Consider the following 14198-nt stretch of genomic DNA (forward strand, 5'->3'; position numbering starts at 1 on the left):
GTTTCGGGACACCTGACCAGGCGAACCTGCCCAGCCTAGGCGCTGCGGCGACGGCCGCTCAAACCGTTTTCACCCTGTGGCACGACGGCCTCCGGCGCCCGGCCGAGCTGCCGGGAGCCGGTCGGCGGCCGGTTGTACTGTCGATCGCGGGAACGTTTCAGCGATCGGAGGCCCATGCCGGAACTGACCAGGCGCCGACGGCTGCTGGTCCTCGGCATCTGTTGCCTCAGCCTGTTCATCGTCGGACTGGACTCCACGATCGTGAACCTCGCACTGCCCGCGATCCGGGCCGACCTGGACGCGTCGGTGTCGAAGCTGCAGTGGACCATCGACGCGTACACGCTGGTGCTGGCCAGCCTGCTGATGATCTCCGGCTCGACCGCCGACCGGGTCGGGCGGCGGCGCACCTTCCAGGTCGGACTGGTGCTGTTCGGGCTCGGCTCGCTGCTGTGCGGGCTGGCGCCGACGGTGGACCTGCTGATCGCCTCCCGGATGCTGCAGGCGATCGGCGGCTCGATGCTCAACCCGGTCGCGATGTCGATCATCACCAACACCTTCACCGACCCGCGCGAGCGCGCCCAGGCGATCGGTGTCTGGGGCGGTGTGGTCGGCCTCAGCATGTCGGTCGGGCCGCTGGCCGGCGGCGCGCTGGTCGACTCGGCCGGCTGGCGCTACATCTTCTGGATCAACGTGCCGGTCGCGCTGGCCGCCCTGCTGCTGACCGCGAAGTTCGTGCCGGAGTCGCGGGCCGCCGTCGCCCGCCGGATCGACCCGGTCGGGCAGGTGCTGGTCGTGCTGCTGCTGGTCGGGCTGACGTTCGGCATCATCGAGGGCCGGGCGGCGGGCTGGGCATCGCCGCTGATCATCGGGTGCTTCACGATCGCGGTCGCGTCGCTGGCCGGCCTGGTGGCCTACGAGCGGCGCCGGGAAGAACCGTTGCTGGAACCCCGCTTCTTCCGCAGCGCGCCGTTCTCCGGGGCGACCCTGATCGCGGTGGCGGGCTTCGCGGCGCTGGCCGGCTTCCTGTTCCTGAACTCGCTGTACCTGCAGGAGGTCCGTGGCTTCTCGGCCCTGCACGCCGGCTTGCTGACGTTGCCGATGGCAGCGATGACGGTGGTGTTCGCGCCGCTGTCCGGCTGGCTGGTCGGCAACCGCGGGCCGCGGCTTCCGCTGGTCGTCGCAGGCCTCATGCTCACCGCGAGCGGACTGATCCTGTCCCGGCTCACGACCTCGACGCCGACGGTGGAGCTGCTTGTGGCCTACCTCGTCTTCGGCCTCGGCTTCGGCATGCTCAACGCGCCGATCACCAACGCCGCCGTCTCCGGTATGCCGCGCGCGCAGGCAGGAGTGGCGGCCGCCATCGCCTCCACCAGCCGCCAGGTCGGTGCTTCCCTCGGCGTCGCGATCGTCGGGACCGTGCTCACCGCACGGCTGACCGGCGCGCTGGAGACCGGCTTCGTCTCCGCTGCACACCTGTGCTGGCTGATCATCGCGGGCTGCGGCGCGCTCGTCCTGGTGCTCGGCCTGGTCACCACCAGCCGCTGGGCCCGCCGTACCGCGGACGCCGTCGCCGACGACCTCGCCCGAATCTGACGATCCGGCCGCCCGGGAGCCTGGCGCAGAGCCTGGCGCAGAGCCCGGCGCAAGGCCCGGCTCAGAGTTCGGCGAGGCCGGCGCGGGCCAGCGCCTTGAGCCGGCCGCGCAGGATCTTCTGCCGGCGCTCCTCGTCCGGGAACAGCTCGACGTACTGCGCACCCTTGGCCGCGAGCAGGTCGTCGTCGAGGCGGCGGACCGTGCCGGCCGGGAAGCGGTGCGTCATCGCCGCCTGGACCGCCGCGCTGTCGATGCCCTGCAGCAGCTCGGTCAGCTGCTCCTCCGTCGTCACGCCCAGCTCGGCCAGGATGCCCAGGATCCAGGCGTAGTGGTTCGTCTTCGCGTGCGGCGCGTCCGGGTAGCGGCGGGTCAGGTACGTGGTCAGCGTCGCCGGTGTCAGGTCGCGCGGTGCCTCGTCGTCGGCGGCCGCCGCCAGTTCGCGGTACAGCCGGTCGATCTCGGTGAACTCGTTGTCGGCCAGTTCCATCAACGCCGCCGCCAGCAGGAACCGCCGGTCGAACTCCGGCTTGCGGTCCGGCGGGATGTCCAGCTTGTAGCGGATGTCGTGCTCGAACTCGGCCCACGCGTGCTGGACCGCCGTCCGGACCTGGATCTCCATCACCAGGTGGCGCAGGACGGCGTACTCGGGCAGCTCGCGGCGGTGCGCGTTCAGCCGGACGAGGTAGTGCTTGCTGGCGTAGCCGAAGACGCCCTGGGCGCGGGTGTGCGCCCCCATGTCGGTGTGCTCGACGATCTCGAACTCGGCCTCGATCACCTCGCAGACCCGGTCCACCGCCTCGACCAGGAACGTGATCACCCGGGCCGCGACCAGGTCGGTGATCTGGTTCAGCGGGTCGTCGTACTTCGGGCGGTCCGGGTCCTCGGGGTGCGCCTTGGAGGCCTTCGCCAGGAACGACTCCGGGTCCTTGGCCCGCGCGGTCGCGCTGAGGTAGTTGATGCCCTCTTCCTCGCCGATCAGCTCGTCGATCAGCGCCTCCAGCTTGCGCGCACCGCCGACGTACTGCTGGTGCATCCGCTCGTACTGCGCCGCCGCCTGCTGGGCCCAGTCCCTGACCTCAACCCCACCCATGCGCCCGACCTTAGTGCCCGCCCCGCCCTGCTCCGCCACCCCACTCGCCAGCGAGCCTTGAGTAACGTTTGGTCCATACCGCTAGGACCCGCTACCCGCGTCTAGCAAAATCTAGGGATTTTGCTAGACGGACTGCCAGAACAAAGACGACGGAGGTCGACATGGACGGACGCCAGGTCATCGAGAGGCTGCTGAACGGCGGACTGGACGCGCGGTACATCGCCGTGGCCGCTGGACAGGAGCTCGAGACCTGGCAACGCGAGGGCCTGGCCGATGCCTCGTCGGGCGAGTCCGACCGCTACGAGGAATTGCTGGTCAACCCCGCTCTGGTCCTGCTCGCCCGGCAGCGCGGCGACATCGATTGCGGCGGACTGAACTACCTCGTGATCCGTTACGGGAACTTCTTCCAGGTGGTCGTGCCGACGGGGGCCGGTCATGTGTCGGTAGCGGTGGAACCGACAGGTGACCCGGTCGCCGTCGCGGACCGGATCGGCCGGTTGCTCGCCGCTGCCTAGTCCGAAACGACCCATACCGGACCGGCTCGTCGGCGGGATAGGTTCGGCCCATGGCAGCGGTCCGGCGCCCGGTGGGCGAGGCGATCTCGCGGGACGCGGCCCGCCGGATCGCGCTCACCGCGCAGGGTTTCGCCGAGCCGCGGCCGACCGGGCGGGTCGACGTACGGCATCTGCGGCGGATGATCGAGCAGGTCGGCGTGCTGCAGGTCGACTCGGTCAACGTGCTGTGCCGTTCGCACTACCTGCCGCTGTTCGCCCGGCTCGGGCCGTATCCGCGGGCGACGCTGGACCGGATGTGCTGGGGTGCGGACCGGGAGCTGTTCGAGTATTTCTGGGGCCACAAGGCCAGCTTGTTGCCACTCAGCAGCTACCCGTTGCTGCGCTGGCGGATGCGAGCGGCCGAACGGCAGGACTGGAATGCCGACCCGGACCCGGAGCTGGCGGTGCCGTGGTCGGTCGTCACCGGGATGCGCCGGCTGAGCACCGAACGGCCCGGGCTCGTCGACGACGTCCTGGCGAGAGTCGCCGACCGAGGCCCGATCGGCGCCGGCGAGGCGGACCCGGACGGGCGGCGCCGCAAGCCCGGCGACCCGGACCCGGACCCGACCACCGGCCGGATGTGGAACTGGCAGGACGCGAAGATCGCCGTCGAGTACCTCTTCTGCGCAGGCCGGGTCACCATCGCCGCACGTCGCAACTTCGAACGCCTGTACGACCTCAGCGAGCGGGTCCTGCCCGCCGACGTCCTGCAAGCTCCGGAGCTCGACGGCGACCAGGCCCGGCGAGAGCTCGTCCGCAGCTCGGCCCGCACGCTCGGCGTCGCCACCGCGCAAGAACTCTGTGGCGCCACCCACGGCCACTACCCCTTGCCTAGAGCAACAGCGCGGCAGGCGGTCGACGAGCTGGTGGAAGCCGGCGACCTGGTCCCCGTGCGCGTGGAAGACACTCCACAGCAGAGCTACCGCTGGCGTGACGCCGACGACGGCCCGATCCAGGCGCGCGCTCTGCTGTCTCCCTTCGACACGCTGATCTGGAACCGCGACCGCACCCACCGCCTGTTCGACTTCTTCTACCGGATCAGCATCTACACCCCGCAGTCCCACCGCGTGCACGGCTACTACGTCCTGCCGTTCCTGCTCGGCGACCGCCTCGTCGCCCGCGTGGACCTCAAAGCCGACCGCCGCACCACCACCCTGCTCGTCCCCACCGTCACCCCCGAACCCGGCGTACCGATCTCCTACCTCGTCGACCCCTTGGCCGCCGAACTCACCCAACTCGCCCACTGGCTCGACCTCACCCAGATCCACGTCACCGCCACCAGCAACCTCGGCCGCGCCCTCTCGCAAGCGGTCGCCACCGCTGACCAATGACCGACGACGACCTGCACGGCCGCCAGCTCCTGACCCTGCTCGCCTTCTTCGCATCGGCGGCCGGCCTCCTGCTCCTGAGCGCGTGGCTCACCCGGCCGAACTGGCTCTGGGACACGCCGCTGGCAGCCTTCGCCGCTGCGGGCACCGCCTGCTATCCAGCCCGGTTCCTGGCCGAACGCTTCGCTTGGTGGAAGGTTCTTCGGTCTCCTGGCCTTGGCCGCACTGGCCATCATCCCCGTCGGAATCTCGACCGGCCGCCACGACGAACGAGTCGCGGCAGCAGGCCCCGCGCAGCAAGCGACAGTGCTGTCGGTCGAAGTCGACAAGTGGTCGAAGAACGAGGACCTGACGATCACGGTCGCCCATCCGGACGACGGGTCCGCAGTGGCGATCAGCGGTGCCGCCGATCTCGACCCGGTGCCGAAGGTCGGGAACAGCATCCCGGTGATCGTCGATCCGGACGACCCCTCGAACGTGCTGGCCGCAGACGCCGACTGGGTCATGCACTGGTACTGGTACGCCCTGGTCGTCGTGATCGGACTGGTGCTGGCCGGAATGTTCCTCGGGATCGCATTGGGGTAGCGACACGCGCTCGGGGTCGCTAGCGAAATCTACGGAAAACGCTAGACGGGCTCATACAGTGACAGCATGGATCCGATCCGGAATCCCTATGCGCCCGGCGCCGGTCAGCGACCGCCTGAGCTGGCCGGTCGCGACACCGAGGTGCGGCAGTTCGAGGTGGTGCTCGAACGTGTCGCGGCAGGCAGGCCCGAGCGGAGTCTGGTGCTGAGTGGGCTGCGCGGAGTCGGCAAGACCGTACTGCTCAACACCCTGCGCAGCCAGGCGATCAAGCGCGCCTGGGGAACCGGCAAGATCGAGGCCCGGCCCGACCAGAGCATCCGGCTGCCGATCGCGCAGGCGATGCACACGGCGATGCGGGAGCTCGGCCACCGGCACCGCGACGACGACCGGGTCGACCAGTTCAGCGCCGTGCTCAAGGCGTTCGCGCTGCGGACCGCGCAGAACGACCGCAAGGGGATTCGCTGGCACCCGCCGGTCGACGTGGTCGCCGCCAAGGGCCGGGCCGACTCGGGTGACCTGGAGATGGATCTGATCGAGCTGTTCGCCGACGCGGCGGACCTGGCCGGCGACCTGTCGGTCGGCGTCGGCCTGTTCATCGACGAGATGCAGGACATCTCCACCGACGACCTGTCCGCGCTGTGCGCCGCCTGCCACGAGATCTCCCAGCAGAGCGCCCCGCTGGTCGTGGTCGGAGCCGGCCTGCCGCACCTGCCCGCCGTACTGTCCGCGAGCAAGTCGTACTCCGAACGCCTGTTCCGCTACATCCGGGTCGACCGGCTCGCCCGGGACGCCTGCGACCGGGCGCTGATGATCCCGGCCGAGTCCGAGGACGTGTACTTCGAGGACGAGGCGCTCGACGAGCTGTACGCTCAGACCGACGGCTACCCGTACTTCGTCCAGGCCTTCGCCCACGCCACCTGGGACCACGCCCCCGCGAGCCCGATCACCGTCAAGGACGTCGCCGTCGCCGCGCCCGAGGCGTCCGCCGAGCTCACCGTCGGCTTCTTCGGCTCCCGGTACGAACGCGCCACCCCCGCCGAACGCGAGTACATGCGCGCGATGGCCGAGCTGGGCGTCGGAGTCGCCGACGGCTCGGTTCCCACCGCCGAGGTCGCCAGCACCCTCAACCGCAAACCCCAGTCCCTCTCCCCGGCCCGCGACGGCCTGATCAAGAAGGGCCTCGTCTTCTCCGCCGAACGCGGCACCGTGGCCTTCACCGTGCCCCACTTCGGCAAGTTCCTCCGCACCCGCACCGCCTAGCCCGGCGCGCTATATCGCTTGGAGAAGCCTCCGCTCGTGCAGGCTGCGCCACGCACGCTCGACGTGTGAGGGAGTGAACAGTGTGGACTTGCGCTGACTCCAGCGCCTCACGGCTGTGTGAGCCGCCTCCAGGCTCGATCGTGCCTCGGCGTCGTGGGTCATCACCCAGTGAACCGAGGCGAGCAACTCCAGGCCGTAGGCACTTTCGAAACCGGCTATCTCGTCCATGACGGATGCGATCCGTGCGGCTGTCTCCGGGTGCTCAGCGATGTACGACTCAACCTGACTGACCGCCTCGGGCAGTACTTCGATCGGCGCGGCATCCGCGACACGGGCAGAACCATCGCCGAAGCCAGTGATGTAGTGACCCTCCATCGCGGACAGGGCGCGCCGAAGTGCGTCGGCATACGGTCCATAGATGTGCGGCCTGAACTCCATGTTCAAGTCTTCGCCGCTCAGTTGGAGGAAGTAAGCAAGCTTCTGTACTTCGATCAGACTCGGCGGTCCGAACGTGAACTGGACATAGGCATGGATCAAGGCGAGCATGGCCGACCTCGTCGAGTTCAGTGGCGGCGGCTTCTCTCGATTGACCATCTTCTGCGGCTCGGGAGCTCCTGCCGGAGCGAAGATGCGAACGTCCGTCTTGTGGGCCACGGGACCGAGATACGAGTGGATCAAGGGTTCGACGTCGGCCCAGTCCAGGCCACCGTTGCCACATCCCAGCGGCGGCAACGCTATGGAGGTGATGTTCAGGTCGGCAATGGTGCGAGCCAGGTCCTGCAAGCCTGTCTCGATGTCACTCAGTCTGGATCGTGACCGCCAATGCTGCTTGGTTGGGAAGTTGATGATGTACCGAGGAGGAGGGAGGGCGTCCGGAGTCCAGACGTGCATGCTTCCCAGCTGCACCTCCCCGCGTTCGCAGGCGGCCACGTAGTCCTCGAACATCTGCGGCCACGCCCGCTTGAACTGAAGAGCGATTCCCTTGCCCATGATGCCGACCGTGTTGACCGTGTTGACCAGCGCGTCGGCGTCCTGACGCAGCAGATCGCCTGTCACGTTCCTGATCACGGACGCCACCTCCCTGACATTTGATTACACACCTAGAAGTACCAGTTGGGTCGGACAAGCGCCCGTAATGACCGACCGTGGCCCCCCAGTGCCGCATCGACCTCGGCTTTGAGGTCTTCCGATGCGACTCCGACGGCCATGAAGGCGTCGAAAGGCACTTGTTCGTGCACCAAGAACTCTGCCATCCGCCGCTCGATGCGATCCGGATGCTCGGGCACCGGCACACAAGGCTCCACTGTCATAACATGCCAGTCGACCATCTCGGTCAGGCGGTCGTCATCCACAGTGAACTCTGCGTGCTGCAGTACGGCGTTGCGGTCACTCGCGACCCAGGTTCCACTCGCAGCGAGCCTCTGAGTCGTGGTGGCGAGATAGATCAGCCGATCACAACCGTCCTGGTATGACGGCACCTTGCCCGTGTGGATGTTGTGCATCATCGGACTGCGTGGCGCGAAGTAGAACGGAGCGTAGTCGGCAACGCGTCCCCGCGGGCCTACAGGGACCGGCGTCTCGGCACGCCGCTACTTGATCGTCTGCTGGCCGACCTCGATCTGCATCAGGCCCTTGGCCTGTGCCAGCGAGTCGGAGAGAAGCCCCTGACTGACAATCGTCGAGAGGTGCTCGACCCTGGTGAAGTGGAAGACCTTGGTAGGCAGGGGGCGCGTGACCATGGTGGAACAACCCTAGCGCGATGTGTCGGGTTGTCGTGTGGGCCAGTTGCTGACCTTGGTGGCCGGGGGCCGGCTGCGCGGAGTTGACCGGAAGCTGACGTGGGTGCCCTTTCGGGAATTACCCGGGAGTCGCTAGGGTGAATCGTCATGACCACCCGGCGGACTGGCCAGCGTGCGAGCACGCGTGCGCGCGGACGCCGGCGGGCCGGGCGGCACAGCCGGAAGAAGTCGTACAAGGCGCAGTGGTTCTCGGTGACCGCGCTGGCCGTGCTCGGCACGGTGATGGTGGTTCACCCGGACGCGGGCCGGCAGACTCTGGCCGCGCAGTTCGGTGAGGTGACCGCATCCCGTGAGGCGACGCTGCCGCCGGTGATCGTGCCGCCGACCCCGGTGCCCACGCCGACGGCGACCTTCACCAAGCCGCAGCGCCCGGCGCCGTCCCTGATCCGGCCGCCCAAGGGCGCGAAGCCGAACGTGACGGTGTCGTCCGGCAAGCTGGGCGTCGTGCCCGGCACGGACAAGGCGACCCGCGACGTCGGCACGATGACCTACCGGGTCGAGATCGAGCAGGGGCTGTCGTTCAACGGTGCTGCCGTGGCCGCCGCGGTGCACAAGACGCTGACCGACCCGCGCGGCTGGCAGGCCCTGCACCAGGTCAGCTTCGAGCGGACCGACCGCCCGGACGCCGACCTGCGGATCATCCTCGCCACGCCGACGCTGACCGACAAGCTGTGCCTGCCGCTGGACACCGGCGGCGAGGTCTCCTGCCGGGTCGAGGACCGGGTGGTGCTGAACGCCAAGCGCTGGATGTACGCCGTGCCTGCGTACGCCGGCAAGATCGACCTCTACCGCAACTACCTGGTCAACCACGAGGTCGGGCACGCGCTCGGCTACGGCCACTCCCCCTGCCCCGAACCGAACACCCCGGCCCCGGTGATGATGCAGCAGACCAAGGGCCTCGACGGCTGCCTGCCGAACGCCTGGCCGACGACGAAGGCGACCTGAGTCCTTCCTGCCGCGGACACCCAGCTCGTGAGAACCTGTCGGGAGACCGAGCCGAGGGAGCCCTGATGTCGTCACCCCAGTTCCCCACCTACGGCCGGGGCGACGACCCGGACGACGAGGACCGGAGCGAGTACTACGCCAAGCCCGCCCCCTACGGCCCCGGCAACTACAGCCACCCCCCGTACCCCGCTCCGCCTGGCCCCGGCCAGCCGCAAGCCCCCGCGGGCCCCGGCCAGCCGCCACTGCCCGGCTACGGACCCGGCTACGGCCAGCCCGCCGACCCCGGCCATCCCCAGCCCGCCGACGCCTACACCCAGCCGCCCGCCTACCGCCCGGGCCACCCTTACGGCGCTGCCGCGTCCCCGCAGCCGCACGAGCTCCCGACGTACGGTCCGACCCCGGGACCGCGGCGCGATCCCCGCGCGGCCCGCGTCGTGCTGCTCGCCACGATCATCGCGGCCGTCTACGGCCTGCTCGTGGTTTCGGTCCAGCGGGTCTCCCTGCGCGACATCTCCCAGGCGCCGGGTTCTCCGCTGAACCACCCGCTGCGCACCGACGTGATTGACACGATCGGCCAGCTGCTGACCGTCGTCGTCGGCGTGGCTGCGCTGGTGATGTGGCTGCGCGACCTGCGGGTCCGCCGCCAGGCCCGCCGCCGGCCGGACCCGGTCGAGCTCGCCGGCCTCGGTCTGGTCGGCCTGTCACTGATCCCGATCCTGATCTGGGCCGGGATCGTGCTCAGCACCGGCCTGGGCGCGGTCGACGAGTCCCTGGACCGCCTGCCCACGGCGTACGGGTGGGGTGGGCTGGGGTTGCTCGTGCTGGCGCTCGGGTTCGCCCTGGGGTACCGGGAGCTGAAGCCCGAAATCCCCAACCCGGTCGTTCAGGCGGCCCCGGAGCGACCACCATGGGAATGACCCCCCTCGCCGTCCTGGTTCCCGGCCTCGGCCTGGGACCGGAGTCGTACGGGCCGACCCGCAAGCACCTGGAGATCCCGTCCGAGGTGATCACGCTGCCCGGCTTCGGGTATCCGGCCGACAAGCACGACGATCTGCGCGTCGACGCGCAGGCCGACCGCCTCGCGGCCGAGGTGAAGGACCGGCGGCCCGAGGGCCGGGCCCTTCTCGTCGGACACTCGGCGAGCTGTCACGTGGTCGTCGCGGTGGCCGTGGCCTATCCCGAACTGGTGTCCGGGCTGGTCCTGATCGGTCCGACGGGCGATGTCGAAGCGTCCAGCTGGCCACGGCTCGCCGAGCGTTGGGTCCGGTCCGCGGTCTGGGAGCGCCCGTACCTGATTCCGACGTTGAGCAAGCAGTACTTCCGGACCACGTTCCGCGCGATGGCCCGCGCCGAGGACGTCGGCCGCCACTACAACCTCGCGGCCGCGCTGGTGCACGTCGGCGTACCGACCGTGGTGCTGCGCTGCCGGCACGACAGCCTGTGCCCGCCGGAGTGGGCGCAGCGGGTCGCCGACCTGGCCGGCGGCGAGGCGTGGACGCTGCCGAGCGGGTCGCACATGCCGGTGCTGACTAACGGCCGGGAGCTGGCGGCGTTCATCCACCGCACGGCCGGTGTATACAAAACCGGCTGACCGGTTATCGTTGACGCGATCACGACACACCTCTGCGGGAGCTCGCACCGAACTGCGGGCTGAGAGGGCGACGAGCTGTTACCCGGCCGGGTCGCCGACCGCCTGAACCTGACCGGGTAATGCCGGCGTAGGGAGCCAGGTCCGATGGCCTTCACTGCTGTCCGCAAGTCCACCCCGGTGCCGACCGAGGCGCCGCTCGTCCTGACCACGGACGCGCCGCGCACGCTCGGCTTCTGGGACCAGTTCACCCTCTGGGGCAATCTCGGCATCTCGTTGTTCGGCCCGGTCACCGGCGCGCTGGTCGCGGCGTACACGGGCTCGTTGGTCAAGGGCCTGCTCGCGGTTGTGGTCGGCTGCGGGATGGGCGCGCTGGTGCTTGGCGGCGCCGCCGTATTCGGCTCGCAGACCGGCGCGCCCGCGATGGCCAGCCTGCGCGGGCTGTTCGGTCGCCGCGGCTCGGCCGCGCCGACCGTGCTGAACATCGCGCAGAACGTCGGCTGGGCCACGATGGAGATCATCGTCATCTCGCAGGCCGCGGTCGCGGTGACCAGCGAGCGCTGGCGCTGGCTGTTCGTGATCCTGGCCGGCGTGCTCGCGACCGCGATGGCGGTCCGCCCGCTCGGCAGCGTGAAGCTGCTGCGCAAGTTCATGGTCTGGCTGGTCCTGCTGGCCTCGGTGTACCTGTTCTTCCAGGTGCTCAGCAAGCCGGTGCACGACCTGCCGCAGGACAGCGTCTTCGGCTTCTGGCCGGCCGTCGACCTGGCCGCGGCCGGGGTGGTCTCGTTCGCGCCGCTGGCCGCCGACTACACCCGGCACTCGCGCACGAACAAGGCCGCCTTCGCCGGCTCCGCGCTCGGCTACGGCCTGGCCGCGATCCTGTACTACGGGCTCGGCGTGCTGGCCGTCGCGACCCTGCAGACCAACAGTGCCGACGTGATCACCGCGCTGGTCACCCTGCCGGCGGGCGCGATCGCGCTGTTCGTGCTGCTGGTCGACGAGGTGGACGAGGCCTACGCGAACGTCTACTCGACCACGATGGCCGCGCACAACCTGGTCGGCCACCTGGACCGGCGCTGGATCTCGGTGGTGATCGGCGTGATCGCCACCGTGCTCGCCCTGTTCGTTGACCTCGGCAACTACACGCAGTTCCTGTACCTGATCGGCTCGGTCTTCATCCCGCTGTTCGCGGTCGCGATCGCCGACTTCTTCCTGGTCAGCCGGATGCGCTGGGACGTCAGCGACACCGCGCCGTTCCGCTGGCAGCCCGCGGCTGCCTGGCTGTGCGGCTTCGTCGCGTACCAGCTGGTGAACCCCGGCACGGTCGGCGGCTGGTCGCCGTTCTGGCTGGAGCTGCAGAGCACCGTGTTCGCCGGTCACGCGGTGCCGGGCTGGCTCGGGGCGACGTACACCTCGATCGTCGTCTCCATGGTCGCCGCCGTCGCCTTCGGCGCGATCGGCCGTCGCCGGGCCGCTTGAGTCCACGGCCGCCTCGCCCGGTGCACAACGGTTGTGCACCGGGCCGGTTCCGGACCTGACACCGACCCTCCGACTTCGGGATACTTGCGCAATGCTGAATTCCGCACTGCGCAGCCGCGCCGAGTACGCCGAGCTCGGCGCCGAGGGGCTCGCCAGTCGCACCACCCCTGAACGGGACGCCGCCACCGTCCGCGCCGTCGAGGAACTGCTCGAGGGCCGGGAGTCGGTGCTCGACCTGTGCTGCGGCTACGGGCGGATCGCGCTGCCGCTGCGCCGGGCCGGCAAGGTGGTTCGCGCGCTGGACATCTCGCCCAACCTGGTCGCCGCCGGCCAGGCGCAGGCCGCCGAGCAGGACCTGAAGATCGACTGGGCGATCGGCTCGATGACCGACCTGCCGTACCGGTCGGACTCGTTCGACGCGGTGATCTGCCTGTGGACCGCGTTCCACGAGCTGTTCGCCGAGGACGAGCAGCTGTCGACGATCTGGGAGATCTCCCGGGTGCTGAAGCCCGGTGGCCTGGCGGTGATCGAGGGCCCGATCTGGGGTCCGGCGACCGCCTCGGAGATCGCCAACGGGCTGCGGCAGGGACCGGAGCACCGGATCGTGACGACCGAGCACTTCGGCAGCAGCAGCATCCACTTCATTCACGACGAGGCCAGCTACGGCCGGCTCTGCGCCGCGGCCGGCATCAAGGACTACCAGGTCTACAAACGCGACTGGGGTGGCCGCCGTCGGCTGATTCTGGAGATTCACCAGCCGACGTCCAGCTGAAAAGACTGACAAATCAGGAAACGTGTGCGCCGCCCCGAATCGCCTTGCAGGGAACGGAAACGAAAGAGGCAGATCCCCACTCCACAATGGGGACCTGCCTCTTTCGCCGAGCAGTCTAAAGGCCGCCGAACGACGCCCGGAAAACTCAGCTTTTCGATTCAAGGTTCAAGAGAAAACGTTTCGCGTCGAGCCCGCCGGCGTAACCGGTGAGGGCCCCGTTCGCGCCGATCACCCGGTGGCACGGCAGGACGACGCACAGCGGGTTCGCGCCGAGCGCCGTGCCGACCGCCCGGGCCGCCTTCGGCCGCTCGATCTCGCCCGCCAGTTCGCCGTACGTGGTGGTCCGGCCGTAGCTGGTGTGCTGCGGCAGGTCGCTGAGCACGAGCCGCTGGAACGGGGTGGCCAGCGTCAGGTCGACGGCCAGCTCGAAGGTTTTCCGGCGTCCGTCGAGGTACTCGTCCAGTTGCCGGCGGACGTCGTCGAGCGGTCCGGCCTGGCGCAGGACGCGCGGAGAGATCGTCTGCGCGAGCCGGTTCGTCAGCGTCTCCTCGTCGCCGAAGGAACTGGCGACGACCTTGCCGCCGGCCACGGCCAGCAGGAGCCGGCCGATCGGGGAGTCGTGCAAGGTGTAGGACACGTCCGCCTCCGGCAGCACCGGCGGACGGGAAGGACGGGGTCCGCCGAGCTGGGCCAGGCGGCGTTCGAGGTCATTCATCATCTGCTCCGAGGGTCGTGCGCAAGGTGGCCAGGGCGTCGCTGACCAGCCGACGGGAGGCGGCCGGGGTGGTGCCGAGGGCAGCGGCCACCCCGTGGTGGTCCAGGTCGCCGACGTACTTCAGCGTGACGGCGACCCGCTGCCGCTCCGGCAACGCGTTCACCGCCTTCCACAGGATCGGATCGGGCCACTCGGCGGCGTCCGGTCCGTCGACCGCGACAGGTGGCGCCTCCTCCAGCGGGCTCTGTGGTCTGCGGGCCCGGTGCACATCGGTGGCACACCGCGCGGTGATCGTCAGCAACCAGCTGCGCAGGTTCCGCGCCGAGGTGAGCTTCGGGTACGCCGCGTACGCCTTCTCCCAGGCGCGCTGAGCCACGTCGTCGCCGTCGACCCGCCCCGCCAGGGCGCGGGCGAGCCGGACGACGTCGCGCCAGTGCTCGTCGAGCAGCAACTGGAACGGCGGCAGGCTCGTCTTCTTCGCAACCATCAC

At 69.5% G+C, this 14198-nt stretch carries 15 protein-coding genes, 1 pseudogene and 1 riboswitch; of the genes and pseudogenes, 10 read left to right on the forward strand and 6 right to left on the reverse strand.

The features are described 5' to 3' along the window. Positions 1-174: 174 nt before the first annotated feature. On the forward strand, positions 175-1593 hold the full coding sequence (locus KFLA_RS00840) for an MFS transporter (protein ID WP_012917854.1): 1419 nt from the start codon (positions 175-177) through the stop codon (positions 1591-1593). 61 nt (positions 1594-1654) lie between these two features. Here KFLA_RS00840 and KFLA_RS00845 read toward each other — a convergent pair whose 3' ends face one another. Next, positions 1655-2683 (reverse strand): GTP pyrophosphokinase, encoded by a 1029-nt coding sequence (locus tag KFLA_RS00845; RefSeq protein ID WP_012917855.1) that lies wholly within the window; start codon positions 2681-2683, stop codon positions 1655-1657. A gap of 161 nt (positions 2684-2844) precedes the next feature. On the opposite strand from KFLA_RS00845, the gene KFLA_RS00850 reads away from it, so the two are divergent. The 4 genes from KFLA_RS00850 (at position 2845) to KFLA_RS00865 (ending at position 6410) form a co-directional block, all read left to right on the forward strand. Next, a complete protein-coding gene (locus KFLA_RS00850) occupies positions 2845-3198 on the forward strand; it encodes a hypothetical protein (protein ID WP_012917856.1) in 354 nt (117 codons plus the stop codon). 50 nt (positions 3199-3248) lie between these two features. Next, positions 3249-4568: a winged helix-turn-helix domain-containing protein gene (locus tag KFLA_RS00855; RefSeq protein ID WP_012917857.1), complete on the forward strand. Its 1320-nt coding sequence runs from the start codon at positions 3249-3251 to the stop codon at positions 4566-4568. A gap of 303 nt (positions 4569-4871) precedes the next feature. Then, positions 4872-5150 carry a hypothetical protein gene (locus tag KFLA_RS00860; RefSeq protein ID WP_012917858.1) on the forward strand — a complete coding sequence of 93 codons (279 nt, stop codon included), beginning with the start codon at positions 4872-4874 and terminating at the stop codon, positions 5148-5150. A gap of 66 nt (positions 5151-5216) precedes the next feature. Further along, complete coding sequence (locus KFLA_RS00865) at positions 5217-6410, forward strand: ATP-binding protein (RefSeq protein ID WP_012917859.1); 1194 nt, start codon at positions 5217-5219, stop codon at positions 6408-6410. Positions 6411-6419: 9 nt separating this feature from the next. On the opposite strand, the gene darG is transcribed toward KFLA_RS00865, so the two are convergent. The 3 genes and pseudogenes from darG to KFLA_RS37770 form a co-directional block, all read right to left on the reverse strand. Continuing rightward, a complete protein-coding gene (gene darG, locus KFLA_RS00870) occupies positions 6420-7478 on the reverse strand; it encodes a type II toxin-antitoxin system antitoxin DNA ADP-ribosyl glycohydrolase DarG (protein ID WP_012917860.1) in 1059 nt (352 codons plus the stop codon). 32 nt (positions 7479-7510) lie between these two features. Then, positions 7511-7987: pseudogene (gene darT, locus KFLA_RS00875) on the reverse strand (type II toxin-antitoxin system toxin DNA ADP-ribosyl transferase DarT); the annotation flags it as partial. A gap of 12 nt (positions 7988-7999) precedes the next feature. After that, positions 8000-8149, reverse strand: coding sequence for a hypothetical protein (locus tag KFLA_RS37770; RefSeq protein WP_158307254.1), 150 nt, complete (start codon positions 8147-8149; stop codon positions 8000-8002). Positions 8150-8296: 147 nt separating this feature from the next. Here KFLA_RS37770 and KFLA_RS00880 point away from each other — a divergent pair, with 147 nt between their 5' ends. From KFLA_RS00880 to KFLA_RS00900, 5 genes are all read left to right on the forward strand, one after another. After that, on the forward strand, positions 8297-9154 hold the full coding sequence (locus KFLA_RS00880) for a DUF3152 domain-containing protein (protein ID WP_012917861.1): 858 nt from the start codon (positions 8297-8299) through the stop codon (positions 9152-9154). A gap of 65 nt (positions 9155-9219) precedes the next feature. After that, positions 9220-10071, forward strand: coding sequence for a hypothetical protein (locus tag KFLA_RS37775; RefSeq protein WP_012917862.1), 852 nt, complete (start codon positions 9220-9222; stop codon positions 10069-10071). After that, complete coding sequence (locus tag KFLA_RS00890) at positions 10062-10745, forward strand: alpha/beta fold hydrolase (RefSeq protein ID WP_012917863.1); 684 nt, start codon at positions 10062-10064, stop codon at positions 10743-10745. The genes KFLA_RS37775 and KFLA_RS00890 overlap by 10 nt, the downstream gene beginning before the upstream one ends. A 24-nt stretch (positions 10746-10769) precedes the next feature. After that, a riboswitch (TPP riboswitch) is annotated at positions 10770-10897 on the forward strand. Further along, the gene (locus KFLA_RS00895) at positions 10890-12221 is read left to right on the forward strand and encodes a purine-cytosine permease family protein (protein WP_012917864.1); all 1332 of its coding nucleotides are present in this window, start codon (positions 10890-10892) and stop codon (positions 12219-12221) included. (Overlaps the previous riboswitch by 8 nt.) Positions 12222-12312: 91 nt before the next feature. Continuing rightward, positions 12313-12993 carry a class I SAM-dependent methyltransferase gene (locus KFLA_RS00900; RefSeq protein WP_012917865.1) on the forward strand — a complete coding sequence of 227 codons (681 nt, stop codon included), beginning with the start codon at positions 12313-12315 and terminating at the stop codon, positions 12991-12993. A gap of 145 nt (positions 12994-13138) precedes the next feature. Here KFLA_RS00900 and KFLA_RS00905 read toward each other — a convergent pair whose 3' ends face one another. Both KFLA_RS00905 and KFLA_RS00910 read right to left on the reverse strand, forming a co-directional pair. Further along, positions 13139-13708: a methylated-DNA--[protein]-cysteine S-methyltransferase gene (locus tag KFLA_RS00905; RefSeq protein ID WP_012917866.1), complete on the reverse strand. Its 570-nt coding sequence runs from the start codon at positions 13706-13708 to the stop codon at positions 13139-13141. Then, complete coding sequence (locus KFLA_RS00910; protein ID WP_012917867.1) at positions 13701-14195, reverse strand: RNA polymerase sigma factor; 495 nt, start codon at positions 14193-14195, stop codon at positions 13701-13703. The genes KFLA_RS00905 and KFLA_RS00910 overlap by 8 nt, the downstream gene beginning before the upstream one ends. Between the last annotated feature and the right edge of the window lie 3 nt (positions 14196-14198).

The organism is Kribbella flavida DSM 17836 (assembly GCF_000024345.1).
GTDB lineage: Bacteria > Actinomycetota > Actinomycetes > Propionibacteriales > Kribbellaceae > Kribbella > Kribbella flavida.

Coding starts and splice junctions, on each gene's coding strand:
- KFLA_RS00840 (WP_012917854.1), top strand. CDS start 175: ATGCCGGAACTGACCAGGCGCCGACGGCTGCTGGTCCTCGGCATCTGT.
- KFLA_RS00845 (WP_012917855.1), bottom strand. CDS start 2,683: ATGGGTGGGGTTGAGGTCAGGGACTGGGCCCAGCAGGCGGCGGCGCAG.
- KFLA_RS00850 (WP_012917856.1), top strand. CDS start 2,845: ATGGACGGACGCCAGGTCATCGAGAGGCTGCTGAACGGCGGACTGGAC.
- KFLA_RS00855 (WP_012917857.1), top strand. CDS start 3,249: ATGGCAGCGGTCCGGCGCCCGGTGGGCGAGGCGATCTCGCGGGACGCG.
- KFLA_RS00865 (WP_012917859.1), top strand. CDS start 5,217: ATGGATCCGATCCGGAATCCCTATGCGCCCGGCGCCGGTCAGCGACCG.
- KFLA_RS37770 (WP_158307254.1), bottom strand. CDS start 8,149: ATGGTCACGCGCCCCCTGCCTACCAAGGTCTTCCACTTCACCAGGGTC.
- KFLA_RS00880 (WP_012917861.1), top strand. CDS start 8,297: ATGACCACCCGGCGGACTGGCCAGCGTGCGAGCACGCGTGCGCGCGGA.
- KFLA_RS37775 (WP_012917862.1), top strand. CDS start 9,220: ATGTCGTCACCCCAGTTCCCCACCTACGGCCGGGGCGACGACCCGGAC.
- KFLA_RS00890 (WP_012917863.1), top strand. CDS start 10,062: ATGGGAATGACCCCCCTCGCCGTCCTGGTTCCCGGCCTCGGCCTGGGA.
- KFLA_RS00895 (WP_012917864.1), top strand. CDS start 10,890: ATGGCCTTCACTGCTGTCCGCAAGTCCACCCCGGTGCCGACCGAGGCG.
- KFLA_RS00900 (WP_012917865.1), top strand. CDS start 12,313: ATGCTGAATTCCGCACTGCGCAGCCGCGCCGAGTACGCCGAGCTCGGC.
- KFLA_RS00905 (WP_012917866.1), bottom strand. CDS start 13,708: ATGAATGACCTCGAACGCCGCCTGGCCCAGCTCGGCGGACCCCGTCCT.
- KFLA_RS00910 (WP_012917867.1), bottom strand. CDS start 14,195: ATGGTTGCGAAGAAGACGAGCCTGCCGCCGTTCCAGTTGCTGCTCGAC.